Source organism: Streptomyces sp. NPDC046716, from assembly GCF_040645755.1.
Taxonomy (GTDB): Bacteria; Actinomycetota; Actinomycetes; order Streptomycetales; family Streptomycetaceae; genus Streptomyces.
In genome coordinates, this window is record NZ_JBEYYU010000032.1 from 46,878 (window position 1) to 71,754 (window position 24,877).

24 protein-coding genes and 2 riboswitches are annotated in these 24,877 nt (G+C 72.2%); of the genes, 12 read left to right on the forward strand and 12 right to left on the reverse strand.

Annotated features, from left to right (window positions below; all coding sequences use genetic code 11):
• Positions 1–163: 163 nt before the first annotated feature.
• From ABZ930_RS23605 to ABZ930_RS23615, 3 genes are all read left to right on the forward strand, one after another.
• Positions 164–1,636, forward strand: coding sequence for an aldehyde dehydrogenase (locus tag ABZ930_RS23605; RefSeq protein ID WP_361550889.1), 1,473 nt, complete (start codon positions 164–166; stop codon positions 1,634–1,636).
• A 50-nt stretch (positions 1,637–1,686) separates the two neighbouring features.
• Positions 1,687–3,039, forward strand: a complete 1,353-nt coding sequence (locus ABZ930_RS23610) for an aspartate aminotransferase family protein (protein ID WP_361550892.1) — start codon at positions 1,687–1,689, stop codon at positions 3,037–3,039.
• A 125-nt stretch (positions 3,040–3,164) separates the two neighbouring features.
• On the forward strand, positions 3,165–4,643 hold the full coding sequence (locus tag ABZ930_RS23615) for an APC family permease (RefSeq protein WP_361550895.1): 1,479 nt from the start codon (positions 3,165–3,167) through the stop codon (positions 4,641–4,643).
• Positions 4,644–4,647: 4 nt separating this feature from the next.
• Here ABZ930_RS23615 and ABZ930_RS23620 read toward each other — a convergent pair whose 3' ends face one another.
• The 8 genes from ABZ930_RS23620 to ABZ930_RS23655 all read right to left on the reverse strand — a co-directional run bounded on the left by ABZ930_RS23620 (position 4,648) and on the right by ABZ930_RS23655 (position 12,062).
• A complete protein-coding gene (locus ABZ930_RS23620; RefSeq protein WP_361550901.1) occupies positions 4,648–5,088 on the reverse strand; it encodes a PPOX class F420-dependent oxidoreductase in 441 nt (146 codons plus the stop codon).
• 287 nt (positions 5,089–5,375) lie between these two features.
• Positions 5,376–6,149, reverse strand: coding sequence for an enoyl-CoA hydratase/isomerase family protein (locus ABZ930_RS23625; protein ID WP_361550904.1), 774 nt, complete (start codon positions 6,147–6,149; stop codon positions 5,376–5,378).
• A complete protein-coding gene (locus ABZ930_RS23630; protein ID WP_361550907.1) occupies positions 6,146–7,393 on the reverse strand; it encodes a cytochrome P450 in 1,248 nt (415 codons plus the stop codon). The genes ABZ930_RS23625 and ABZ930_RS23630 overlap by 4 nt, the downstream gene beginning before the upstream one ends.
• Before the next feature lie 93 nt (positions 7,394–7,486).
• Positions 7,487–8,890, reverse strand: a complete 1,404-nt coding sequence (locus ABZ930_RS23635) for a cytochrome P450 (RefSeq protein WP_361550910.1) — start codon at positions 8,888–8,890, stop codon at positions 7,487–7,489.
• A gap of 147 nt (positions 8,891–9,037) precedes the next feature.
• The gene (locus ABZ930_RS23640; protein ID WP_353946026.1) at positions 9,038–9,598 is read right to left on the reverse strand and encodes an ATP/GTP-binding protein; all 561 of its coding nucleotides are present in this window, start codon (positions 9,596–9,598) and stop codon (positions 9,038–9,040) included.
• A 1-nt stretch (position 9,599) separates the two neighbouring features.
• Complete coding sequence (locus tag ABZ930_RS23645; RefSeq protein ID WP_361550913.1) at positions 9,600–9,986, reverse strand: DUF742 domain-containing protein; 387 nt, start codon at positions 9,984–9,986, stop codon at positions 9,600–9,602.
• Complete coding sequence (locus tag ABZ930_RS23650; RefSeq protein ID WP_361550915.1) at positions 9,979–10,824, reverse strand: roadblock/LC7 domain-containing protein; 846 nt, start codon at positions 10,822–10,824, stop codon at positions 9,979–9,981. The genes ABZ930_RS23645 and ABZ930_RS23650 overlap by 8 nt, the downstream gene beginning before the upstream one ends.
• On the reverse strand, positions 10,821–12,062 hold the full coding sequence (locus ABZ930_RS23655; protein WP_361550918.1) for an ATP-binding protein: 1,242 nt from the start codon (positions 12,060–12,062) through the stop codon (positions 10,821–10,823). Before ABZ930_RS23655 ends, ABZ930_RS23650 begins: the two co-directional genes overlap by 4 nt.
• 501 nt (positions 12,063–12,563) lie before the next feature.
• Positions 12,564–12,701, forward strand: a riboswitch (cobalamin riboswitch).
• A 39-nt stretch (positions 12,702–12,740) separates the two neighbouring features.
• Here ABZ930_RS23655 and ABZ930_RS23660 point away from each other — a divergent pair.
• Complete coding sequence (locus ABZ930_RS23660; RefSeq protein WP_361550921.1) at positions 12,741–12,962, forward strand: CbtB-domain containing protein; 222 nt, start codon at positions 12,741–12,743, stop codon at positions 12,960–12,962.
• A 25-nt stretch (positions 12,963–12,987) separates the two neighbouring features.
• Positions 12,988–13,743 carry a CbtA family protein gene (locus tag ABZ930_RS23665; RefSeq protein ID WP_361550924.1) on the forward strand — a complete coding sequence of 252 codons (756 nt, stop codon included), beginning with the start codon at positions 12,988–12,990 and terminating at the stop codon, positions 13,741–13,743.
• A gap of 88 nt (positions 13,744–13,831) precedes the next feature.
• Here the strand turns inward: ABZ930_RS23665 and ABZ930_RS23670 are convergent, their stop codons facing one another.
• Entirely contained in the window at positions 13,832–14,425 is a 594-nt protein-coding gene (locus tag ABZ930_RS23670; protein ID WP_361550927.1) for a histidine phosphatase family protein, read from the reverse strand.
• 219 nt (positions 14,426–14,644) lie between these two features.
• On the opposite strand from ABZ930_RS23670, the gene cobF reads away from it, so the two are divergent.
• Positions 14,645–15,472, forward strand: a complete 828-nt coding sequence (gene cobF, locus ABZ930_RS23675) for a precorrin-6A synthase (deacetylating) (RefSeq protein ID WP_361550930.1) — start codon at positions 14,645–14,647, stop codon at positions 15,470–15,472.
• 76 nt (positions 15,473–15,548) lie between these two features.
• Here cobF and nrdR read toward each other — a convergent pair whose 3' ends face one another.
• Both nrdR and metE read right to left on the reverse strand, forming a co-directional pair.
• The gene (nrdR, locus tag ABZ930_RS23680) at positions 15,549–16,010 is read right to left on the reverse strand and encodes a transcriptional regulator NrdR (protein ID WP_361550933.1); all 462 of its coding nucleotides are present in this window, start codon (positions 16,008–16,010) and stop codon (positions 15,549–15,551) included.
• 154 nt (positions 16,011–16,164) lie between these two features.
• A complete protein-coding gene (gene metE, locus ABZ930_RS23685) occupies positions 16,165–18,483 on the reverse strand; it encodes a 5-methyltetrahydropteroyltriglutamate--homocysteine S-methyltransferase (protein WP_361550936.1) in 2,319 nt (772 codons plus the stop codon).
• A 162-nt stretch (positions 18,484–18,645) separates the two neighbouring features.
• Positions 18,646–18,880: riboswitch (cobalamin riboswitch) on the reverse strand.
• Between the two features lie 56 nt (positions 18,881–18,936).
• Between metE and ABZ930_RS23690 the strand changes: the two genes are divergently transcribed.
• A complete protein-coding gene (locus ABZ930_RS23690) occupies positions 18,937–19,371 on the forward strand; it encodes an NUDIX domain-containing protein (RefSeq protein ID WP_361550939.1) in 435 nt (144 codons plus the stop codon).
• Here ABZ930_RS23690 and ABZ930_RS23695 read toward each other — a convergent pair.
• The gene (locus tag ABZ930_RS23695) at positions 19,368–20,765 is read right to left on the reverse strand and encodes a carboxypeptidase regulatory-like domain-containing protein (protein WP_361550942.1); all 1,398 of its coding nucleotides are present in this window, start codon (positions 20,763–20,765) and stop codon (positions 19,368–19,370) included. The two genes, ABZ930_RS23690 and ABZ930_RS23695, sit on opposite strands and share 4 nt — an antisense overlap.
• Positions 20,766–20,860: 95 nt before the next feature.
• On the opposite strand from ABZ930_RS23695, the gene ABZ930_RS23700 reads away from it, so the two are divergent.
• The 5 genes from ABZ930_RS23700 to ABZ930_RS23720 all read left to right on the forward strand — a co-directional run bounded on the left by ABZ930_RS23700 (position 20,861) and on the right by ABZ930_RS23720 (position 24,868).
• Positions 20,861–21,430 (forward strand): TetR/AcrR family transcriptional regulator, encoded by a 570-nt coding sequence (locus tag ABZ930_RS23700; protein WP_361550945.1) that lies wholly within the window; start codon positions 20,861–20,863, stop codon positions 21,428–21,430.
• Positions 21,431–21,603: 173 nt separating this feature from the next.
• Positions 21,604–22,020, forward strand: a complete 417-nt coding sequence (locus tag ABZ930_RS23705) for an LAETG motif-containing sortase-dependent surface protein (RefSeq protein ID WP_361550948.1) — start codon at positions 21,604–21,606, stop codon at positions 22,018–22,020.
• Positions 22,021–22,040: 20 nt separating this feature from the next.
• On the forward strand, positions 22,041–22,730 hold the full coding sequence (locus ABZ930_RS23710; RefSeq protein ID WP_361550951.1) for a SigE family RNA polymerase sigma factor: 690 nt from the start codon (positions 22,041–22,043) through the stop codon (positions 22,728–22,730).
• Positions 22,727–23,152, forward strand: coding sequence for a hypothetical protein (locus tag ABZ930_RS23715; protein WP_361550954.1), 426 nt, complete (start codon positions 22,727–22,729; stop codon positions 23,150–23,152). Before ABZ930_RS23710 ends, ABZ930_RS23715 begins: the two co-directional genes overlap by 4 nt.
• Positions 23,153–23,254: 102 nt before the next feature.
• Positions 23,255–24,868 carry a Na+/H+ antiporter gene (locus tag ABZ930_RS23720; RefSeq protein WP_361550957.1) on the forward strand — a complete coding sequence of 538 codons (1,614 nt, stop codon included), beginning with the start codon at positions 23,255–23,257 and terminating at the stop codon, positions 24,866–24,868.
• Positions 24,869–24,877: the final 9 nt, after the last annotated feature.

Below are 24,877 nucleotides of genomic sequence, written 5' to 3' on the forward strand. Positions count from 1 at the left end.
CGTCGTTCAGGTAAATCAAGCAGATCCCGTTCAGGGCATTGACGTACCTCTGACGCATTGTTTGAATCCAGCATCAAAGAACTGGGTCAGGAGAGCCGCCTTCGCAGGACTCGGCCCGGACACCTCCGTACGGCCCGCGTGCCGTACGCAACCGAAGGCCCCCATGCCGACGCACTCGCACTGGCGGCAGCGCGCCGCCGAACTCGCCCCCCGCACCAGCCTCTTCATCGACGGACGATGGACCGAACCGGTCGAGGGCGGCACGCTCGCCACCGTCGACCCGGCCACCGGGAAGACCGTCGCCGACGTCGCGGTCGCCACCGCGGCCGACGTCGACCGCGCCGTGTCCGCCGCCCGCACCTCCTTCGACGACGGCCGCTGGTCGCGCGCCGCACCGGCCGAACGCAAGCGCGTCCTGCTGGAGCTGGCCCGGCTCATCGACACGCACGGCGAGGAACTCGCCCTCTGCGACACCATCGACATGGGCAAGCCCATCGCCGAGTCCTTCGGCACCGACGTGCCCGGCGCCGCCGGCGTCTTCGCCTGGTACGCCGAAGCCGTCGACAAGCTCTACGACGAGGTGGCGCCCGCCCCGCCGGGGAACCTCGCCCTGGTGCGGCGCGCACCCCTCGGCGTCGTCGGCGCGGTGGTGCCGTGGAACTTCCCGCTCGACATCGCGAGCTGGAAGCTCGCGCCCGCCCTCGCCGCGGGCAACAGCGTCGTCCTCAAGCCGGCCGAGCAGTCACCGCTCTCGGCCCTGCGCCTCGCCGAACTGGCCGCCGAGGCGGGGCTTCCCGACGGCGTCCTGAACGTGGTGCCCGGCCCCGGCGAGGTGACCGGGCGCGCGCTCGGCCTCCACCCCGGCGTCGACACCCTCGTGTTCACCGGATCGACCGCCGTGGCCAAGCGCTTCCTCGCCTACGCGGCGGAGTCCAACATGAAGCAGGTGTGGCCCGAGGCCGGCGGCAAGAGCCCGAACGTGGTCTTCGCCGACGCCGATCTCGACGCCGCCGCGGAGCGCGCCGCGTGGGGCTTCGCCTACAACGCGGGACAGGTGTGCTCCGCCAACACCCGCCTGCTCGTCGAGGCCTCGATCGCCGAGGAGTTCACCGCCCGCGTCGCCGCACACGCCCGTACCTGGCTGCCCGGCGACCCGCTCGACCCCGCCACCCGGCTCGGCCCGCTGGTCGACGAGGCGCAGGCCGAGCGGGTGCTCGCCGCGGTGCGCGGCTCGGGCGGCACGCTCGTCTGCGGCGGCACCCGCCCCGAGCGCGAGGGCGCCTACGTCGACCCGACCGTCGTCACCGGCCTGGACGCGGACTCCCCGCTCGTCCGCGAGGAACTGTTCGGGCCCGTCCTGACCGTCCAGTCCTTCCGCGACGAGGCGGAGGCCGTGCGCCTGGCCGACGACTCCGCGTACGGGCTCGCCGCGTCCGTGTGGACGCGGGACGTCGGCCGCGCCCACCGCGTCGCCGACGCCCTCCACGTCGGCACCGTCTCGGTCAACACCGTCGACGCGCTCAGCCCGTTCACCCCGTTCGGCGGCTTCAAGCAGTCCGGCCACGGACGCGACCTCTCCCTGCACTCCTTCGACAAGTACACGGGCCTGAAGACCACCTGGATCACCTACGGGTGAGCGGCCCGGGCTCCCCGAACAGCACGTCACCGATCACGGAAGGCAGCTTCATGACCCTCGACGCCGCAGACCTCGTCCGCCGGGACCGCGCGCACATCATCCACCCCTACCTGCCCGGCAGCGCCACCGAGCGCGTCGTCATGACCGAGGGATCGGGCTGCCGGCTGACCGACGCCGAGGGCCGCGGCTACCTCGACGCCACCGGCGGCCTCTGGCTCGCCCAGGTCGGACACGGACGCGGCGAGCTGGCCGACGTCGCCCATCAGCAGATGAGCAGGCTGGAGTACTTCACCAGCTTCTGGGAGTTCTCCAACGACCGCGCCGTCGAACTCGCCACCCGCCTCGCCGCGCTCGCGCCCGACCCGCTCAACCACGTCTACTTCACCTCCGGCGGCTCGGAGGGCAACGAGGCCGCGATCAAGATGGCCCGCTACTACCACCACCGCCGCGGCGACACCGACCGCACCTGGATCCTGGCGCGCAGCAAGGCCTACCACGGCATCGGCTACGGCGGCGGCTCGGCCACCGGATTCCCGCTGTACCACGAGGGGTTCGCGCCGATGATGCCGCACGTCTCGCACCTCACCCCGCCCTGGCCCTACCGCACCGAGCTGTACGACGGCCAGGACCCCACGGACTTCCTGATCCGGGAGCTGGAGGAGCGCATCGCCGAGATCGGTCCCGGCAACATCGCGGCGATGATCGGCGAACCCATCATGGGCGTCGGCGGCATGCTCGTCCCGCCGGCCGACTACTGGCCGCGGGTCCGCGAAGTCCTGGACCGGCACGGCATCCTGCTGGTCTTCGACGAGGTCGTCACCGCGTACGGACGGATGGGGGAGTGGTTCGGCGCCCAGTACTTCGGCGTCACCCCGGACATCATCGTGACCGCGAAGGGCATCACCTCCGGCTACGTACCGCTGGGCGCCCTGCTCGTCGGCGACCACGTCGCCGAGGTGCTGCTGCGCGACCACGGCTTCCCGATGGGCTACACGTACAACGGCCATCCGGTCGCCACCGCCGTCGCCCTCGCCAACCTCGACATCATCGAGAAGGAGGGCCTGCTGGCCCGCGCCAAGACCATCGGCGCGACCCTGCACGCCGAACTCGAGGCACACCTCGGCGATCTGCCGATCGTCGGCGAGATCCGCTCCGTCGGCATGATGCTCGCCGTGGAACTGGTCGCCGACCGCGCCACCCGCGCCCCGCTCCCGCTGGACCCCGACCGAATGCCGCACGACGTCATCCGCCGCGAGACCGGCGTCATCGTCCGCGACTCCGCCCACAGCCTGGTCCTGTCGCCCCCGCTGATCATGACGGAGACCGAGACCAAGGAAGTGGCCTCCGCCCTGCGCGGCGTCCTCGAACGCACCGACACCACCGGCGAGATCCGCCCCGCCTGACACACACGCTCCGACGGCCGGGGTCCGGCACCCGCCGGGCCCCGCCCCCGTCCGACACGGACCCCCCCGCAACGCGCCCGCACGCCACTGCTCGCAGTCCCCGACCCCTGCCCTAGGAACTGCCCGTGTCCACCAAGCTCACGTCCGCCGGCCCGCAGGCCGAGACCGCCACCACGGGGCTGCGACGCAGCCTGAGACGCTTCGACATCACCGCCATGGCCGTGGCGGCGGTGATCTCGTTCGACACCGTCGGCCAGATCGCCACCGGCGGCGGCGAGGCCGCCACCTGGACGGCGGCCATCGCCCTGTTCTTCCTCGTGCCCTACGCACTGCTGTTCGCCGAGACCGGCGCAGCGTTCCCGCAGGAAGGCGGCCCGTACGTCTGGGTGAAGCTCGCCTTCGGCCGCCCGGCGGCCGCGCTCACCACGCTCTTCTACTGGGTCACCAACCCGATCTGGCTCGGCGGCTCCCTGGTCTTCCTCGCCGCCGAGACCTGGGACGGCTTCGTCTTCCACCTGGGCTCGGGCACCGTCGGCGACTACACGTTCAAGCTGCTCTTCGTGTGGATCGCCATCCTCACCGCGATCGTCTCGCTCAGCCGCGGCAAGTGGATCACCACCGTCGGCGCGGTCGTGAAGGTCCTCTCCCTGACCCTGTTCACCGTCACCGCGGTCCTCTACGGAGCCGAACACGGCTTCCAGGGCCTGTCCGACGCCCGGTTCACCCCGACCACAGCCGGCTTCCTCGGGCTCGTGCCCATCCTCCTCTTCGCCTACGTGGGCTTCGAGGCGCCGAACGCCGCCGGCGAGGAGATGCACGATCCGCAACGCGACGTACCCGCCGCTCTCGGCCGCTCCGCGACCATCGCGGCCGCCTGCTACCTGCTCCCGGTCCTGGCCCTCCTCGCGGTCGTACCCGGCGACAAGGTCACCGGCATCGGCGGCTTCATGGAAGGGGTCCGGCTGGTCTTCGGCGTCTACGGCGGCGCGGCCGGCCCGCTGCTCACCTGCACCGCCGTCATGTTCGTCTTCGCCCTCCTCACCCAGGGCAGCGCCTGGATGATCGTCAGCGACCGCATGCAGGCCATGGCGGCGGCCGACGGCGGCTTCTTCACCCGGAGCCTCGGCGCCTTCCACCCCCGGCTCGGCACACCGGTCCGCACCAACCTGCTCTCCGGCGCGGTGGCCACCGTCTTCATGCTCACCGCGATGCGGTTGGTGCACGGTGACACGGGAGCGGTCTTCGGCGTCGTCCTCACGGTGGCGGTCACCACGCTGCTGCTGTCCTACCTCGCGATCGTTCCCGCCCTGCTCGCGCTGCGCCTGCGCCGCCCCGAGGTGCACCGGCCCTACCGCGTCCCCTTCGGCGACCGGGGATTCGTCGTGTGCGCGGCGCTCGTCTACGCCTGGATCCTGATCGGCTCCTGGGCGGCGCTGTTCCCCGGTGTCCTGGAGTCCGTCTTCGGCATCGACTACGACTTCCAGGACACCTGGGGCGTCTCCCGCCCCACGTTCGAGACGTTCACGCTGGGCACGATCGTGGTGCTGCTGCTGGTCGGCACCGCGGGCCTGGCCGTGGCGGGGCGGACAGGGGAGAAGAGGTAGCGGCTCAGCGCTTGGGCTGGCCGTACGCGCGCTCCACGTGGAGGGTGACGAGGACCCGCTTGTCGCGGACCATGGCACGGCGGAAGTCGTCCCAGTCGTCGTGCTCGCCGTTGCGGTCGCGGTACAGGGCGATCAGGGCCTCGACGGTCTCGTCGTGGGGGTCCGAGGCGACCGGCGTCAGTTCGGCGGTGCCCTCGACCACGGTCCAGGCCCAGCGGTCCTCACTGGTGACGTGATAGCCGGCCCGGGGATCACGGCGGAGGTTCTTCGTCTTGGCCCGGTCGTCGGTGACGGAGATCCGGAGGGTGCGGGCAGCGGGATCGTAGACGTGCCACACATTGGACAACTGCGGGCGGCCGTCGCGCTTGAGCGTGACCAGGACACCTTCCTTGATGTCGGCGGCGAGCTGGAGCAGTGCGTCTTCGTGCGCCTGAGCGTCGGTCATGCCGGGCCCAACACCTCGGCGGCGCCGCGGATTCCCGTCCGATGTCCAGGACTCCGGTGGGCAGGGCCCGCGCTCCACGGTCAGTACGCGTGGCAGATCTTCGGCGCCTTCAACGTCCTGCGGGAGAGGGTCGACCACCTGCGTACGGTCGATTCCCCGGGCGCCACAGTGCCGTGCGCACCTGACACCGCCCCGGCTCCGTCGCGGGGCCGGGTGTGCGGTGTCCGGCGCCGCGTACCGCCCCGGAACGGTCCAGGACGGAGCGCGGCGATTCTGCCCGGCGGGCGTCAGCGGGCGCCGATCACCTGGGCGGCGAGCAGGTGTGAGTCGAGCAGGGTGATGTCGGCGGTGCGGTCGGCCCGGGAGTAGCCGGCCAGCATGCGCTTGGTCAGGACCAGGGATTCCGGCGACCGTCGGGCGAGCGGTCCGGTCCAGCCCGCGACGGCCCGCTCCAGTGCGTCGGCCGGGGTCACCTTGTGCAGGAGCGAGATCCGGTGGGCGGTGTCGGCGTCGAACATGTCGCAGGTGAGCATGAGTTCGCGGACCCGGGCGGCGCCGCCCTCGGAGATCAGGCGGCCCATGGCCCCGCCCCACGCCGGAGGCAGACCGATGCCCACCTCCGGCATGCGGAACCGACACGTGTCAGCCCCCGCGCGCAGATCGCAGTACGAGGCCAGCGCGAGGCCGGCTCCGATGACCTTGCCGTGGAGCTGGGCGATGGTGATCGCGTGCGTGGTCTCCAGCGCCTGGCACAGGCGATGGGCCCTGTCCACGATGCGGCGCAGGGCGGCGCCGCTCGGATCCTGCTCCATGGCGGCCCGGAACTCGATGCGATCCGCGCCCAGGCAGAAGTCCTCGCCCATCGAGGACAGCACCAGGACGCGGATGTCGGGTCTTTCGTGGAGATCGTTCAGCACCGAGATGAGGTCGTCGAGGACGGCGACGCTCAGGGTGGGGTCCATCCCCTCGGGGGCGAGGCGGACGTGGAGCACCGGGCCGTCCTGCTCGACGCGAATCGCCTTGGGGGAGGGCGTCGAGAGGAAACGATTCTGTTCTGTCATGCGGGGGCAACGTCCAGATTCAGCGGGCGCCGGAACGCCACGCGGGGCGCCCAGGCGGGAGGTCGGACCAGGGTGAGGCGGGGGAGGCGCTGGGTGAGGTGGCGGAGCAGGGTCTGGGCCTCCAGCCGGGCCAGGGGGGCGCCGAGGCAGTAGTGGATGCCTCCGCTGAAGGCGAGGTGGGCGGGTTTGCGCAGGGGGTCGAAGCGGTCGGGGTCGTGGTGCCGGGCCGGATCGCGGTGGGCCGCCGCCACCATGAGGTGCACCATCTCGTCCCGGCGGACCTCGATTCCCTCGAGGGCCGTGTCCCGGGCGGCGACCCGGCTGATCACATGGGTGGGCGGATCGTAGCGGAGCGTCTCCTCGACGAATGCGGGGACGAGATCGGGGCAGGAGGCGATCAGGTTCCACCGTTCCGGCTGCTCGACGAGCCGGAGCACCGTCATCGTCAGCAAGGTCGAGGTCGTCTCCAGGGCTGCCAGGACGACGAACAGGGCCAGCAGGTAGACCTGTTCGTCGGCCTCGTCGCGGTTCGGCTCCACGGCGTCCCAGGCCTTGATCCACCGGGACACGGGGTCGTCGCCGGGCCGGGCCCGCCGGTCGCGGACCAGCTCGACGAAGTAGGCGCGCAGTTCGGCGGTGGCCGCGTCCGACCTGGCCAACTGGGTCGCGGAGGGGAGCAGTTCCTGCGTGAAGACCTGCTCGTGGGTCAGGTCCCGCAGCCGTGGCCAGTCCTCGGCGGGCAGACCGAGCCAGTGCCCGATGGTCGCGACGGGCAGCTCCTCGCTGACCAGGGTGGCGAAGTCGGCTTCGCCCTCCCGCAGCTGTTCGGTCAGGTTGCCGAGCAGCCGGTCGGTCACCTGGTCGAGCATCCGGCCCATGTCCTGGATGGTGGTGCGGTCGAATCCGCCGGCGGCCCGGCGTACCCGGGTGTGGTCCGGTGGGTTGAGAGCGGGCAGGGTCCTGCCCATCTCCCGCGAGGAGGGGGCGTTCCAGCGAGTACCGGCCCCCTGACGTTCTCGCCAACTCGCGTCCGGCTCCAGCCACTCGCGACTTCGGAGTATCTGGTCGCACAGGTCGAAGCCGGTGACGAGAGAGCCGCCCCACGGGGCGGGACTGACGCCGCCCCGGGAAGCGAGATCCGCGTAGAAGGGGAAGGGATCGGCCTGTCCCGCGGCGGTCCGTAGTCTGGAGAACAGTGAGACCGCGGCCCGGCGATCGTGCGTCCGGGTGGAGACAACTCCCATGGCTGATGCTCCTTTCTGAGCGTCAGCCGCCATGAATACCCACATGATCGTTCAAGCATCCAATAACCCACTGTCCTCGCAGGGTTACTAAAATCACTCGCCTCTCGTCCACGCCACGAAGCGGCTGAAAAGGCCCCCCTTGCGCTGCTGCGGCTGCCGCGAGGACGCCGATCCGGCGCCGGCCTGACCGCCCTGCGTGGCCGGAATGTAAGCCTCCGCTGAAGTGGACGCGGGGTTGACACCGGACAGCGCCGACGCCTGGCCCGAGTCGCCCAGGGCGTACGGAACGGCCCGCGAGGTGAAGCGGACGGGCAGCGTCACCAGCGACCGGCTCCACGGCGAGGGCACCCAGGCCAGGGTCGCGAACGGCTGGCGCAGCTCGACGTCCGGCAGCCGCTTGAGCAGCGACTCCACGGCGGTGACCGCGATCATGAACGCCGGGTCCTTGGCCGGGCAGCCGTGCGGACCGGCGCCGAAGCCCAAGTGGGCCTTCGCGCTGAGCTGTTCGCGGTGGACGTTCAGCTTGGGGTCGGTGTTGGCCGCGGCGAAGGAGATCAGCACCGGATCGTTCGCGCGGATGACCCGGTTGCCCAGCTCGACGTCGTGCGTCGGGTAGTGGGCGGCGTAGTTGGCGATCGGCGCGTAGTTCCACAGCGTGTGCGAGACGGCGCTCTCGACCGGCAGCCCGGCCTGCCACTCCTCGCCCAGGTACAGCGCGCTGCTGGTCCCGATGGTGGCCGCCAGCGGCGCTGTGCCGCCGGACAGCAGGGTCACCAGCTGGTGCAGCACCTCCTCGTCGCTGAGCTGGGCCGGGTGCTGCATCAGACGCGTCGTCAGATCCTGTCCGGGGCTGCGGTGCTTGAGCGCGATCAGCTCGGCGAGCGCGCCGCCGAGGACCTCATCGGCGCCCGGCGTGCCCTCGAAGATGCCGCTGATCCCGGCGATCACGCGGTCACCGAGCTCGGGCGGGCAGCCGAACAGCTGGCTGAAGACCAGCAGCGGCAACGGCTGGGCGTAGGACGCCATCAGCTCGGCCTGGCCGCTGGGATCGGCGCTGAAGCGGCCGATCAGGTAGTCGGCGGACTGCTGCGTTAGGCGGACGATCTGGCGTTCGTCGACCGTCGCGAGGCTCTCCGTCACGACCTGGCGCAGCCGGGCGTGCGCGGCGCCGTCGCTGAAGAGCGCGTTCGGGCGGTAGCCCATCATCGGCAGGGCCGGGCTGTCGGCCGGGACGCGCCCCTCGTTCAGCGCGTTCCAGCGCCGGGAGTCACGGACGAAGGACGCCGGGTTCTGCAGGATGTACAGCGCCGCGTCGTAGCTGGTGACCAGCTCGACCTCGACGTCCGGGGCGATGTCCACCGGCGCGCTGGGCCCGGCCGCGCGCAGGTGCGCGTAGTGACCGTCGGGGTCCGCGCCGAACGCGGATCCGTAGAGCCGGACGTTCTCGTGCGCGGGGCAGCCCGGCGGTATGTGCGAGGACTCTGTGGGCTGTTGCATTTCCGTGCTCCTAGGGCCTGGCCGGCGGCGCGGGCCGCGCGTGGGTGGCGATCTCTTGTCGGTGCGGATGAGCGGGGGCGGGCCGGTGCGGCCCGGCGGACGACGCCCCGGCGTCGTCCGCCGGGCAGGTCCCTGGAGGGGCGGGCCCTAGGCGAGCAGGGTCATGAGGTGCTCCACCAGGGTGATGAGTGCTTGCCCGGCCGACTCCTCGTCGCGGACGTCGCAGCCGACGACCGGGGTGTCCGGAGACAGATTCAGCGCCTCGTGCACTTCTTCGAGGGGATAGTCGGCGGTGCCGTCGAACCGGTTGACGCCGATCGCGTACGTCAGGCCGAACCGCTCCACCAGGTCGAGGACCGGGAACGACTCCTCCAGGCGCTCGGGGTCGACCAGGACGAGCGCGCCCAGCGCGCCGCGCGACAGCTCCTCCCACATCTCCTTGAAGCGCTCCTGCCCGGGGGTGCCGAACAGATAGAGGACGAGGCTGTCGCTGAGGCTGAGCCGGCCGAAGTCCATGGCCACGGTCGTGGTCGTCTTGTTCGGCGTGCCCGAGAGGTCGTCGAAGCCGACACTGGCCTCGGTGATCTCCTCCTCGGTCCGCAGCGGCTCGATCTCGGAGAGGGCGCCGATGCAGGTGGTCTTCCCGACCCCGAAGTGCCCCACTATGAGGATCTTCACTGCGTGTGAGACGTCTGGATCCAAGTACAAGTTACGCTCCGAATCGCTTCTTCCGCAGGCCGTCGAGAACGGCGCTGACCAGCTCCCTGTCGGGCCTTTCGGCACTGGGGATGGGCTTCCGGACGAGGATCAGGCCGCCCTCCTCCAGCTGCGCCAGCAGGATGCGGACGATGCCCAGCGGCAGATGGGTGTGTCCGGCCACTTCGGCCACGGACAGGAATCCGTTGGCCACCAGGTCGAGGACGGTACGCGCCTCGGGGGACAGCCCACGCGCGGCGGTGTCCGCGTCGCGGGCGGCCGTCACCAGGGCGGTGTGCGCGTACTGGTGATCCGGCGGCAGGGCACGCCCGTTCGTGATCACGAAGAGCGGTACTAAGGGAGAGGTGAGTTCCGGTCCCTCGTCGGGCTCCTCAGACATCGCCGACTCCCCCTCCGGGTGCGGAGCGCGCGGTCAGTTCGGGCACTGCCTGGTGGAGCCGGGTGGTGAACTCCTCGATATCGCAGTCGTGTTCGGCGGACGCGGCGAGGAAGGCCCCTTCGCCGGCGGCGATCAGGAAGATCCAGCCGTGCGAGAACTCGATGACCGTCTGCCGCCACGTCGCGTCCGCGACGGGACCCGCGAACTGGGCCGTCACCCGGCTGTAGGCGTGGATGCCGGTCATGGCGGCGGAGATGGTGTCCGCCAGGTCCCGGCTCATCGCGGAGGTCGCCCCGCGCGGCAGTCCGTCCCCGCCGAGCAGGACCGCGTGCCGGGCGCCGTGCACGTCCGCCACCGCCCGGTCCAGTTCGGGGAGCACGAATCCCGATCCGCCGCCAGCCTCGTGCCGCTCCGCCGCGGCGGAGCCGCCCGCCCCGAGCTCGTCGGTCGGGACGCGGGGCGGCGAGGTGAGGTTGTTGCCCAGGCGGGCCACCAGCCGGTGCATGCGGAAGGAGATCTGCTGCATGTCGACGTCGGGCTCGGCCGCGGCGGCCAGGTAGGCGCCCTGCCCGGCCCCGATCAGGAAGATCCAGCCGTGGTCGAACTCGATGACCGTCTGGCTCCACTCCCCGTCCTTCGCCGAACCGGCGAAGTGGGCGGTGGCGCGGCTGAGGGACTGCATGCCGGCCATCGCGGCCGAGATGGTGTCGACGTCCTTCGGGTCGAGGCCCTCCGTCGAGCCGCGGGGAAGGCCGTCGGCGGACAGCAGAACTGCGTGCCGTGCCAGGGGCACGTTCTGCACGATGTCCTGGAGCATCCAGGACAGGTCTGGCGTCATTCGTCTTCAGACCCTTCGGCGGACGGCGTGTCGATCTTGCGGGCCGAGAGTGTGCCGCGCTGGAGGGCGCCCAGGCTGCGGCCCGAGGTGCGCGGAGCTCCGTCGGCGGATCCGAACGCGGGCCGGCGGGGCGACGCGTCGGGCACGCTCGCGATGGGGGACTGGCGCTCTCCCCGCTTCGGCAGGCCGTGCACCGTGCGCTTCGGGGGCTCGGTACGCGTCTCGGAACGGGTCTCCGCCGCCGGCTCGGGCTGCTCGACGGGCGGTTGCTCCTGGGGAGCCGGGGTCCGACGGATGCGGCTGACGGGCGCGTCGGCCCTCGGCGGTGTCTCCTCCATGGTCCACAGCTCCTCGGGCAGCAGCACGACGGCGCGGACACCGCCGTACCGGGAGACTCCGGTGACATCCACCTTGAAGCCGTACTGGCGGGCGATCAGACCGATGACGGGGAAGCCGAACTTGGGCTGGGTGCCCAGCTGCGACAGGCGGGGAACGTCGTCACCGGAGAGCAGCGCGGTCGCGCGCTGCCGGTCCTCGTCGCTCATGCTGACGCCCGCGTCGTCGATGACGATGCACAGGTTGTTCTGGATGCGCTGGAAGGTCACCTCGATCGGTGCGTCCTGCTGAGAGAAGCTGGCAGCGTTGTCGAGGAGTTCGGCCACGGCGAGGGCGACGGGCGCGACCGCGGACGCCTTCAGCGCGAGACCGGTCTGCTGCATGATCGCGACCCGGCTGAAGTTGCGGATCTGGCCCTGGGCACTGCGCACCACGTCGTAGACGCTGGCCGCCCGGTTGCGACGGCCGAGGGGCGCGCCGCACATCACGGCGATGCCCTGGGCCTTGCGCGCCATCTGGGCGTTGGAGTGGTTCACGTCCAGGAGGTCGCTGAGGACGGCGTGCCCGCCGTACCGCTGCTGCACGCCGTGCAGCAGAGTGGTCTGCTCGGCCGCGAGGCTCTGCAGGAAGCTGGCCGCGCCCTTGAGGACCGCCTTGGTGTTCTCCTCGGCGTCTTCCTTCGCGGCCAGGATGGCGCTCTCGCGCTCGGTCCAGATTCTCTGCAACTCGGCGGACGAGCCGTGGAGTTGACGTTCCAGAGCACTCACCTGCTGACGCAGATCGGCTTCTGACCGCTGCTTCTTCGCCGCGAGCGCTCTACTGCGGATGGTGAGTGCCACAACGGCGGCGACTGATATCGCCGCTATCACAACCAGGCACCACACCAGTGCGTCTCGTGTCATGGAAACCTTTCTCGGCGCATGGCGACAGATGCACTTCGTCAGGGCCCGCGACACGGCCCAGAGCGTCACCCGACCGACGATGCACACACGCGGGCACATCGCAAGGAGGCGCGCGGAACGAGTGGATCAAGATCGCGGATGCCGGGATGCTATCACCGTGATCGACCCTCAGATTCCGCTTGGTCAGCGGCCTTTGGGGTCCGTGAATCGCGAGCTCATCCGCGTGCGGCGCGCCCGCGGGACCTGCCTCGACGGCCCGGCGTGGCGGCGCCACCTGGATCAATGCGGGTATTTGGACGGCGCGTTGACAAAAGTCGACTCAACCCATTGGTGACTGGGTGCGGGGGCACCCCCAGGGGGTACGGGGTTTCGATGTGTCCGCGTTGTGCCACCCAAAGGCTGTTTCCGGCCATCGGGGTGCCGCAAGTTGGCCGGAAGGCGCAGGCGGTGCGCACGAGGCGGCCGCACCGCCGGGCGGGCCCGCGCGCTCTTGGCCATGCACGCGACAGACGGTAATGTCGTGCCGTTATCGACGACGGTCGACGGAAGCCGGTGAGAACCCGGCACGGTCGCGCCACTGTGATGCGGGACGCCCTCGGCGTGCTGCGAGTCAGACCCGTGACGGTCGTCCATGTGCACCACCGAGACGGGACGCGAACTCCCGAAGGAGGCCCTGCCATGGCGCAGCACGTCGCCCAGCCGACCGCCACCACTCCTGCCATACCGGCCAAGCTGCCGTTGAAGGCGATCGCCCCCTGGGCCGCGTTCTTCGGCATCCTGATGCTCGTCCTGCTGTACTTCGTCGGCGCCGAACAGGGCGCCACCTCCGTGTTCAGCGGAGCGGGTGTCCACGAGTGGGTGCACGACGCCCGCCACCTGCTCGGCTTCCCCTGCCACTGAGAAGGCGGAGGAACGTCGTACTCCCATGAACTCCACCACCGTACGCAACCTGCTCGTGCGGGGCATGCTCGCCGGTCTCGCGGCCGGCGTGCTCGCCCTCGTCATCTCCTACTGGCTCGGTGAGCCGCTCGTCGACAAGGCGATCGGCTTCGAGGAGTCCCACGCCGGCCACTCGCACGGCGACGAGGCCGAACTCGTTTCCCGCGGCCTGCAGTCCACCGCCGGACTCGCCACCGGCGTCCTCGTCTACGGCGTCGCCTTCGGCGGCATCGCCGCACTCGCCTACTGCTTCGCGCTCGGCCGGGTGGGCCGCTTCGGCCCCCGCGCGACCGCGCTGCTGCTGTCGGGCTGCGCCCTGCTGGCCGTCTACGTCGTACCGTTCCTGAAGTACCCGGCCAATCCGCCCGCCGTCGGCAACGCCGACACCATCGGGAAACGGACCACCCTCTACTTCCTGATGATGGTGCTCAGCGTCCTCCTCGCGATCGCGGCGACCATCCTCGGCAAGCGTCTCGCGCCACGCCTGGGCACCTGGTGGGCCACCGTCGTCGCCGTCCTCGCCTTCGCCGTGGTCGTCGGCCTCGCCTTCCGGTTCCTGCCCGTGATCAACGAGGTGCCCGAGCACTTCCCGGCCGCCGTCCTCTGGCGCTTCCGGCTCTCCGCGCTCGCCATCCAGATCACGCTGTGGACCGGGTTCGGCCTGCTCTTCGGCGAGTTGGCCGAGCGCCTGCTCGACCCCAAGCCCGCCGAGGCCCGTCGGACGGTCCCGGCAGCGAACTGAACCGGCCGGCCGAGCAGCAGGGCCGAGCCGGACGAGAGGGCCCGCGGAACCTTCCGCGGGCCCTCTCGCGCCGCCCGGGCGCCGCCGGTCAGTTCTCGCCGACGAGAGGCCGGCCGCAGCGCAGGTTCCAGCGGCCGCCGCGGCCACTCAGCTCGGTGACGGTCAGCGGTGCCACGTCGCAGCGCCAGAACGCCGACAGGGGCGCGCCCAGGGCGTGCACCACGGCGGCCCGCGCCAATTCGGGCTCCACGACACCGATGACGAGCCCGCCGTCCGGCACCGCCGCCTCCCCGTCCAGCGCGTCCAGCCATCGGGACACCCGCGCGCACACATCGGCCACCGACTCCCCGCCCCCGGCGCGGAATTCCGGATCCCCGAGCCACCGGCCCACGTCCTCCGGCGACGTCCCGCTCACTTCGGCCAGGGTCCGGCCGCGCCAGCTCCCGGTGTCCGGAGCGGCCAGCGCGTCCGGCGCGGTGGCCGGACCGAGCCCCAGCAGCCCGGCGGTCTCGCGGCAGCGCCGGCTCCCGGACACCACGGCCAGCGCGGGCGTCGGCAGCGAGGAGGCCGCGGCGCGGGCGGCCGCACGACCGGCTTCGTCCAGCGCGGCCCCGTCGTCGAACCGGGCCTGGCGCAGCGAGGCGTTCAGAGCGGGCGGGACGAACCAGACTCGGCGGCTCACGAGACGTTCCTTCCGGGAGGCGGGGCTTCGGCGACGCGCCGGGCGCCGGCCCCTGTTCCGTGGCGGGGCTCGGCGCGGGGAATCTAGCATTCGGCCCGAACCGTGGAATCCGTACAGGTCAGGGCGGTAGGACCGGAGCGTGTGTCGGGGTCGCCGGGCGGAGCGCGAACAAGGGGCCCGCAGCGGGGCCGCGCGCCGCCGACTGCGAGACTGTGCGTCATGGGCACGCAGAACTCGCAGGGCACGGAGCAGCGCACGATCCTCGTCATCGGGATCGGCGCCGGTGACCCCGACCACCTCACCCTTCAGGCCGTGAAGGCCATCCGGCGCGCCGACGTCTTCTTCGTCGTCGGCAAGGGGGCCGACAAGTCCGCGCTCACGGACCTGCGCCACCAGATGCTGGAGGAGCACGCCGAGGCCCCGTACCGCGTGGTGGAGGTCGAGGACCCGAGCCGGAACCGACGCCCCATGGACCGCTCCGCCTACACGTCCACCATCGAGGACTGGCGGGCCCGGCGCGGCGACCTCTTCGAGCGGCTGATGCTGGACGAGCTGGCGCCGGGCGAGACCGGGGCGTTCCTGGTCTGGGGCGACCCGTCGCTCTACGACAGCACCCTCGGCATCCTCTCCGACATCGAGACCCGCGGCCGGGTGTCCGCGGTCATCGAGGTGGTCCCCGGCATCACCAGTGTGTCCACGCTCGCCGCGCGCCACCGCATCCCGCTCAACCAGGTGGGCCGCCCCGTGCACATCACGCCGGCCCGCCGCCTGCCCGAGGTCGGCCGGCACGACGATGGGGACATCGTCGTCATGCTCGACGGCGGCGAGTCGTTCACCCAGGTCGAGGGCGCGGGCCTGTGGATCTACTGGGGCGCCTACCTGGGCACCCCGGACGAGCTGCTGATCGCCGGGCCCCTGGACGAGGTCCGCGACCGCATCCGGCAGGTGCGGTCCGAGGCGCGGGCGCGGCACGGCTGGATCATGGACACCTATCTGCTGCGCACCACGGACGGGACGGCGCGCCCCGCCGCCCCCGAGACCGCCTGACCGCCCGACACCCGTGAAACGTACGCAGGCCGCCGCCGGAATCTCCGACGGCGGCCTGCGACTCAGGTCCTGGGGATCAGTCCACGGACTGGCCGCACTTGGCCCGCAGTTCCGCGATCGCGTTCTCGAAGTCCGTGAGGGATTCGAAGGCGCGGTAGACGGAGGCGAAACGCATGTACGCCACCGGGTCCAGCTCGCTGAGCGGTTCCAGTACGGCCAGCCCCACGTCGTGCGTGCTCAGCTGGGCGCTGCCGGCCGCCCGAAGGTTCTCCTCCACCTGCTGGCCGAGCCGGTCGAGCATGTCCTCCGTGATGGGACGGCCCTGGCACGCCTTGCGGACACTGCTGACGATCTTCGTGCGGCTGAACGGCTCGGTCACCCCGCTGCGCTTGACCACGAGGAGCGAGTACGTCTCCAGCGTGGTGAAACGGCGCTGGCAGTGGGCGCACTGCCGTCGTCGGCGGATCGATGTGCCGTCATCGGTCGACCGGCTGTCGATGACGCGGCTGTCGGGGAGCCTGCAGAAGGGGCAGTACACCGTGGGTGTCCTTTCGGATTGCCTCGGACGGTTGGTGTTCGTCCGGCGTCCGGCCGACCGTGGAGCGACACTCATCGTAACGTAACTGACCTGCGGGTTTTCGTGAACTCAACCAAGTCGGCCCGCAGTCGGGGCTCCCCGGCCGCGGGGCGGATCAGACGGGGCCGACCTCCCCGCGCACGGTCCGCGCGGCCGTGACCAGGTTCTCCAGGCAGGCGCGGGTCTCGGACCGGCCGCGGGTCTTCAGGCCGCAGTCGGGGTTGACCCACAGCCGCTCGGCCGGAATCGCCTCGAGCCCCTTGCGCAGCAGCGCGGCCATCTCGTCCGCGCCCGGCACACGCGGGGAGTGGATGTCGTAGACACCCGGACCGGCCTCGCGCGGATAGCCGTGCCCGGCGAGCTCGCGGGCCACCTGCATGTGCGAGCGCGCCGCCTCCAGGCTGATCACGTCGGCGTCGAGGTCGTCGATCGCCTGCACGATGTCGCCGAACTCCGCGTAGCACATGTGCGTATGGATCTGGGTGTCCGGGCGCACGCCCGCGGTGGTGACGCGGAACGCCTCGGTCGCCCAGTCCAGATAGGCCGCGTGATCGGCGGCGCGCAGCGGCAGGGTCTCGCGCAGCGCGGGCTCGTCGACCTGGATGACCGAAGTGCCGTTCGCCTCCAGGTCGTCGACCTCGTCGCGCAGGGCGAGGGCGACCTGGCGGGCGGTGTCGCCGAGCGGCTGGTCGTCGCGGACGAAGGACCAGGCGAGCATCGTCACGGGACTGGTCAGCATGCCCTTGACCGGGCGGTCGGTCAGCGACTGGGCGTACGCCGTCCAGCGCACCGTCATCGGTTCGGGACGCGAGATGTCCCCGGCCAGGACCGGCGGCCGCACGTAGCGGGTGCCGTAGGACTGCACCCAGCCGGCTTGCGTGGTCAGGTAGCCGGTGAGCCGCTCGGCGAAGTACTGGACCATGTCGTTGCGTTCGGGCTCGCCGTGCACCAGGACGTCGAGCCCGGTCCTCTCCTGGAAGGAGACGACGTCCCGGATCTCGCTCGCGATGCGTTCCTCGTACGCGGCGGCGTCGATCCGCCCGGCCCGCAAGTCGGCGCGGGCCGTGCGCAGTTCGGTGGTCTGCGGGAACGATCCGATCGTGGTGGTCGGCAGCGGCGGCAGACCCAGGTGGGCGTGCTGGGCCGCGGCCCGCACGGGGTAGGGCTGGGAGCGGCGCCCGTCCGTGTCCGTCACGGCCTCGGCGCGGGCGCGCACCGCGGGATCGCGGGTGAGGGCGGAGGTGGCGCGGGAGGCGAGGTCGGCCTTGTTGGCCGAGAGTTCGGCGGTGATGGTGTGGGTGCCCCGGGCCAGGCCCTTGGCGAGCGTCACGATCTCGGCCGTCTTCTGGCGCGCGAAGGCGAGCCAGCGCAGGATCTGCGGTTCGATGTCGCGCTCCAGGGTGACGTCCAGCGGGACGTGCAGGAGGGAGCAGGAGGCGGCGACGTCGACCCGGTCGGCGAGGCCCAGCAGGGTGCCGAGCGTGGCGAGTGACTTCTCCAGGTCGTTGATCCAGACGTTGCGGCCGTCGACCACACCGGCGACCAGGCGCTTGCCGGGCAGACCGCCGACCGAGGCGAGCGCTTCCAGGTTGGCGGCCGCCGCGTGGGTGAAGTCGAGGGCGAGACCGTCGACCGGGGCCTTCGCCAGGACGGGAAGAGCGTCGCCGAGCCGGTCGAAGTAGGAGGCGACCAGCAGCTTCGGGCGGTCCGTGCGGGCGCCGAGGTCCCGGTAGGCGCGCTCGGCCGCCTTGAGCTCGGCCGGCGTGCGGTCCTGGACCAGGGCCGGCTCGTCCAGCTGCACCCACGCGGCTCCGGCGGCGCGCAGATCGGCGAGGACCTCCGCGTACACGGGGAGCAGCCGGTCGAGCAGCGTCAGCGGGTCGAAGTCGGCGGCGACACCGGGCGCGGCCTTGGCGAGAAGGAGATAGGTGACCGGGCCGACGAGGACCGGGCGGGGCGAGAGCCCCAGGGCGAGGGCTTCCTCGACCTCCGCGACCTGCTGGGCCGAGTCGGCGGTGAAGACCGTGTCGGGGCCCAACTCGGGCACCAGATAGTGGTAGTTCGTGTCGAACCACTTGGTCATCTCCAGCGGCGCCACGTCCTGGGTGCCACGCGCCATCGCGAAGTAGCCGTCGAGGGCGTCGGCGGCCACGGCGGCGCGGTGGCGCTCGGGGATCGCGCCGACCATGACGGTGGCGTCGAGAACGTGGTCGTAGTACGAGAAGTCGCCGGTGGGGACTTCGGTGATCCCGGCGGCGGCGAGTGCCCGCCAGTTCCCACGGCGCAGTCCGGCGGCGGTGGCCCGGAGGGAGCCGGCGGTGACGCGGCCCTTCCAGTAGCCCTCGATCGCCTTCTTCAGCTCGCGGTCGCGTCCTTGCCGGGGGTAGCCGTACACGGTGGCCCGTGCTGCCGCGGCTGCGGTCCTGGTGGTCACGGAGTTCTCCTTCGAGAGACGTATCCCTGGGATCCCGAGAACCCGAACGCGTGAAGGAGTGACAGCGACGACGGGAAGGCCCTCGCGCAGCAGGGCGCGGCCGTCCGCCGGATGTGTGCGCCGACCCGCCCTCGAGGTCACCGGGATGTCCGCGCACGCGTCGTACGCGCACGGGCAGTTGGCAGGTCTTCGGACTCGCGGACGTGTCCCGTGCGTGTCGCCACGTACGGAACTCCTACTGGCCGTCGCTTCCCAGGTCCCGTTCCTCGGGGCCCAGTGCGTATGACGGCGGTCGTTCCCACTCACCGCTGCGGGGCAGTCCCGGATTCCCACCGGGTTCCCTCTTGCGACGCATCCCGCCTGGCGGACGGGGCGAACCAGCTGCGCGGCCCACCCTACGGGCTGCCGGTCGGCGGTGGCCAGACGGAGCGGAGCGGGCGGCACAATGCGGGGATGGATCACACAGTCATGAAGGTCGTCGCGGCGGCCGTGGTGGAGCACGGCAGGCTGCTCGTCGTCAGCAAGCAGGCGGCGCCGGACATCTTCTACGTTCCGGGAGGCAAGCCCGAACCGGGCGAGGAACCGGAGGAGACGCTGGTACGGGAGCTGCGGGAGGAGCTGGGGGTCGAGCCGGGCCCGCTCGAACCGCTCGCCGTCGTGGAGGAGCGGGCGGCCCTGGAAGGCGTACCGATGCGGCTGACGGTCTTCGCCACGACGCTGATCGGCGATCCGGTCCCCGCGGCCGAACTGTCCGCCCTGCGCTGGACCGACGGGCGGGACGCGGATCTGCGGCTCGCCCCCGCCGTCGAGCACCATCTGCTGCCGCTGCTGCGGGACATGGGCCGGCTGGAGCCGCTCGGCGCCCCGGCGGAGGGCACGTCGGACTAGCCGGTCGCGACCCGGCCCCGTCGATCCACCGCGGGGGAGCCGGCGTCGGCCTCCCGCCGCTCCAGCGCGAAGTCCGCCCGGGCCGTCTCTCCCGGCGTCAGCAGCCTGCGCCGCGCCACCGGATGAAGTCCCGGCGCCGAGGCCACGAGGGAGAGATGGCCCTCCGGGAGGCCGGAGACGGCGTAGCGGCCCTCGGCGTCGGTGACGGTGGAGACCAGTTGCCCGCCCAGTCCGTCGAGCACGATGACGGCGGCGCCGCGGACCGGCCGCCCCTCGCCGTCGCGGACCGTTCCGGCCAGGACGGGCTCCGGTTCCCCGAAGTGGTGGGGGTGGACCGGGAGCGCCGTGGGGACGGGCGTTTCGAGGGCCGGGTCGTCCACGGGCGGCTCGGTGACCGTGTCCCGCGCGGTGGCCCGGCGGTGCCGCAGGAAGTCGAGGCCGAGCAGGGACGCGCCCGCGGCGATCCAGCCGCACAGGACGAGGACCGGCTTCAGGACCCCGGCGCCGTCGAAGTAGAGGACGCCGCGCAGGGCGTCGACCGCGTTCGCCAGCGGCATGACCGCGTGCACGTACTGGAAGAACTCCGGCAGCAGCGGGGCCGGTACCGCCCCGCCGCTCGTCGGGATCGACAGGACGATGAACAGGGTCATGCCGACGGCGGGCAGGAACCGGCGGGTGAACGGCGCGAGTCCGGACGCGGCCGTGGCGACCGCCGAGGTGAGCAGGAACGCGACGGCCATCACCGCCGGTTCGGCGTCCAGATAGCCCAGCGCGGTCCCGACCGCGTAACCGACGACGCCGAAGACCGCCGCGACGACCGTGACGGCCAGCAGCTTGCGGCGGCGGTCGAACGCGACGGCGCGCAGCAGCGTCGTGGCGAGGATGTACGCCGGGATGTTCCAGGCGATGCCGAAGTAGAGGACGGTCGAGCCGAGGAGGTCCTTGCCCGCGGTGGGGGCGACGTCGTCGACCGCGAGAGGGGACCGCTCCGCGACCGCCGTGCCGAACGCCGTGGTCAGCGTCTGCTCGAGGGACGCGCCGTTGGCCTTCGCCACGTACAGCACCGGACGCGCGCCGTCGGCCGCGTACCCCGCGAACGCGTCCCGGTCCAGAACCGCCTGCCGGGCCCGCTTGCGATCCGCGACGGGCCGGACGTCGAACCCGCCGGGGTAGCGCGCCTCCAGCGCGGCGTCGACCCGCGCCGCCGCGTCCGCGCCACCCGCGACGGCCACCTTCACGTGGTGGGGGCCGGGCGCGTGCAGGGCGGGAGCGAAGAAGAAGACGATCCCCAGGAAGAGGACCGCCGGGAACCAGGCCGCTTCGGCCAGGGCCTTCGCCGTCCGCCCTCGTGACCGGGTGCCGTGCCCCGTGCTCGAACGTGTGCTGTTCTCCACCGGTGTTCCGCGCTCCGTTTCCCGCACCCATTGATGTACCGATCGGCACATGAACTCGGATGGACTATACGTGTACCGTCCGGTACGTTCAAAATGTGGCTCGACCCGTGAACACCGAGAAGCGCGCGGAACTCCTGGGGCAGGTGGTGGAGTACGTGCAGCGCCACGGCCTCGCGGACCTGTCGCTGAGCCCGCTCGCCGAGAGCATCGGCACGACCAAGCGCATGCTCCTGTACTACTTCGGCAGCCGGGAGAACCTGATCGCTCTCGCCCTGGAGGCGAGCCGACCCGACGCCCACGCGCTGTTCGACGGCGTCGAGGACGCCGACGACCTGCGGCGGTCGGCCCGTGCGCTGTGGAAGGCGATCACGGTCGGCGAGCAGGCCGGGCCCATCCGGATGCTGCTCCAGCTGCTGAGCCTGGCCGCGACGCACCCGGAGACCTACCGGGACATCGCCGCGGAGACCGTCGAGGTCATGGTCGGGCCGATCGCGGACGCCTTCGCACGCCTCGGCCACCCGCGCGCGTCCGCCCGGGAGCGGGCGACCCTGCTCGTCTCCGGCCTTCGCGGCCTGTGCCAGGACCGGCTGGTGACCGGCGACGCGGCCCGCACCGACGCGGCCGCCGCGCACCTGATCACCGCCGCGGTCGCTCCCCGGAGCTGACGCCGCCCGGCCGCCCGGGACCGGCTCCGGACTCCCGGTGCCGCCCCGACAGCACGCCCGGCGCACCGCCGCGAAGATTTCCGCGCGACCGCGGCAACCTCACGCGGGGTCGCGCGTCGTGTGGGGGTGAAGGGCGCCGGCCGGCGCCCTCGCCCCGACCGTGGAGTACGACCGTGAACCACCTCGCCCCTGTCCGCAGCGCCGTTGTCGCCACCGGCCTGCTGGCCGCCCTGGCCTCGATCCCCGTCGCCCACGCCACACCGGCCGAGTCGTCGGCCGCTCCCGCGAGCGCCGGCACCACGGCGCCGAGTCCGGTCCCCTCGACGCCCGCCACCGACGCCCCGACGCCCGCCCCGAGCGCCCCGGCGACGGCCGAGCCGTCCGCCGCGCCGACAGAAGAGCCGTCCGCCGCACCGGCCGCCCCGGGCGGCAAGGACGACGCCACCCCGGCGCCCGCCCCCTCCAAGGACGAGCTGGCCCATACTGGTTCGTCGAACACGGGCACCACCGTCATGGGCGCCGGAGCCGTCGTCCTCGTCGCCGGCGGGGCGGGAGCCCTCTTCGCCGTACGCCGCCGCTCGCACCGCTGACGCCGCCCCCGAGGAACCCAGTGCACAGCCCCGCAGCCACCCCACTCGCCCCGTGGCCCGAGCCGTTCACGCGCCGGCCCGGCCGGACCCGCCCCGGATGGCGGGAACTGCTGCGCGGGCTGCTGCGCCGCGACCGGTCCACGCTCGAAGCGGCCCGCGACCCGGACACACCGCGGAACGTCTCCGCGTACGACGGCGCGTACCCGGACCGGCGGCCCGGCCCGCCGCCCACGATCAGCGAGCTGTACCACGCGCACCGGCTGCGCATGGTCCGGCTCGCGGTGCTGCTCGTGGACGACCTGTCCACCGCCGAGGACGTCGTGCAGGACGCGTTCACCGCCCTCTACCGACGTCACGGCGAGCGGATCACGGAGGTCGACAACGCCCTCGGCTATCTGCGGACCTCGGTCGTCAACACCGCCCGGTCCGTCCTGCGCCGACGCCGCACCGCCCGGGCCTGGACACCGCCACCGGCCGGCGTGGCCCCGTCCGCCGAGGACTCCGTCGTCCTCGACGAGGCACACCGCGAAGTGCTCGCCGCACTCGCCCGACTCACCCCGCGCCGCCGCGAGGTCCTCGTCCTGCGCTACTGGGCCGACCTCAGCGAGGCCGAGATAGCCGCCACCCTCGGCATCAGCAAAGGCGCGGTGAAATCGAACGCCAGCCGCGCGCTCGACGCACTCGAAAGGATCCTGGAGGGCCGGATATGACGCCCCGAACCCCACGGGCCGCACCGGCCGACCGCCCTGAACGCCCGGTGGAGCGACGGCTGCACGAAGCACTCGCCGCCCGCGCCGACGGCATCACCGTCCGCAGCCTGCGCCCGGCCGAACCGCCGGGCCCGCACCTGCGCCGACTGCCCCTGCTCCACCACGGCCGACGCCGCTGGGCGCTGGCGCTCGCCGGACTCGCCACCGCCGCCGCCCTCGTCATCGGGCTCCTCACCCGGGACGCCGATCCGCACCGCACCCCCGCGCCGCCCGCCGCTCCCTCGGCGCCGGCCGACCCCGACGAAAGCCCCACGCCGCGCCCGTCGTCGCCGCCCCCGTCCGGCGCGTCGCCGTCGGACACCGCGGTGCCCTCCCCGTTCCGTCCGCAGTCCCCGACGGCGACCCCGAGCACCCCCGGCTGAGCCGGGACCGGCCGACACCCGCACACCGGGGCGTCCTTCCGTTCGGGCACACGGCACAGTTGGGGCAGCACAGTGTCGGTGCGGTGTCTGAGGGAGGAACGTGTGCTCGGTCTGGAGCTTGTCGTGCTGTTGGGGATCGCCGTGCTCGTCGGCTCCGCACTCGGCGACCGGCTGCGCATCGCCCCGCCGGTGGTGCTCATGGCCATGGGCGTGCTGATCGGCCTGATGCCCGCCCTGCGCAAGGTGGAACTGCCCTCCGAGGTGGTGCTGCTGCTGTTCCTGCCCGCACTGCTGGCGTGGGAGAGCCTCAACACCTCGCTGCGCGAGATCCGCCGCCACCTCACCGACGTCGCCCTGGCCGCCACCGTCCTCGTCATCGCCTCGGCCGCGTCGGTGGCCTGCGTCGCGCACGCGCTCGGGATCGGCTGGGGCCCGGCCTGGGTGCTGGGCGCGGCCGTCGCACCGACCGACGCGACGGCCGTCAACGTCGTGGCCAGGCTCCTGCCGCGCAGGGACATCACCCTGCTGCGCGCCGAGAGCCTGCTCAACGACGGTACGGCGCTCGTCGTCTACGGCATCGCCGTCGGCGTGACCGTCGGCACGGAGGCCGTCACCGCCCCGCACGTCGGATGGCTGTTCGTCCTCGGCTACGGCGGCGGAGCGCTGATCGGCCTCGCCACCGGTACGGTCGTGCAGTGGCTCCGCGCCCGGATGACGCAGGCCGACGCGCTGCGCGGCCAGGTGCTGTTGCTGCTCGCCCCGTTCTCCGGATATCTCGTCGCCGAGCGGATCGACGCCTCGGGCGTGGTCGCCGTCGTGGTGTGCGGGCTCATGCTCAGCCAGAGCGGGCCGCGCACCGTACGCGCCGAGGTGCGGGTGCAGGCGCAGAACTTCTGGCTGGTCGCCACCTACCTCCTCAACGGCTCCCTGTTCGTCCTCATCGGAGTCGAACTCGACTTCTCCGTCCGCACGATGGGCAACGACGAGATCCCCCGCGCGATCGGCACCGGGTTCGCCGTGGCCGGGACGCTCGTCGCCGTGCGCTTCGCCTACTACTTCGGCGTCGCCGCCTTCTTCCGGATCGCCCGCAGGGGCACCGCCCGCGCCTCCGGCACGACGTACTCGCACCGGCGCCTGACCGTGAGCGCCCTGTCCGGGTTCCGCGGCGCGATCTCGCTCGCCGCGGTCCTCGGCGTCCCCGCCCACCTCGACAGCGGTGAGGCCTTCCCGTCGCGCCAGCTCATCGTCTTCGTCACCGGTGTGGTGATCGTCGTGACGATGGCGCAGGCCCTGATCCTGCCCGGGGTGGTGCGCTGGGCGCGGATCCCGCGCGACCGTTCCGTCGCCCGGGAGGAATGGCTCGCCGAGTCGGCGGCGCTGGAGTCCGCGCTCGCCGCCCTGCCCGACCTGGCCGGGCGCCTCGAGACGGCGCCCGCCATCCGCGAGGCGATCGAGCGCTCCCACCGGTTGCAGGCGGACGCGGTCGCCCTGCGCTGCGCCACGATCCCGGACGAACCCGAGGAACGCGCCCTCCACCCGCGGCGCCTCACCGACGACCACGCGGCCCTCAGCCTCGCCCTCCTCGCCGAGCGCCGGGCCGTGGTCATCCGGCTGCGGGACGCGGGCGACATCGACGACACCGTCCTGCGCCGTCTCCAGGGCCGTCTGGACAGCGAGGAACTGCACCTGTTGGGGCATGTCCCGGTGGGGGAGTGAGCGTGCGTC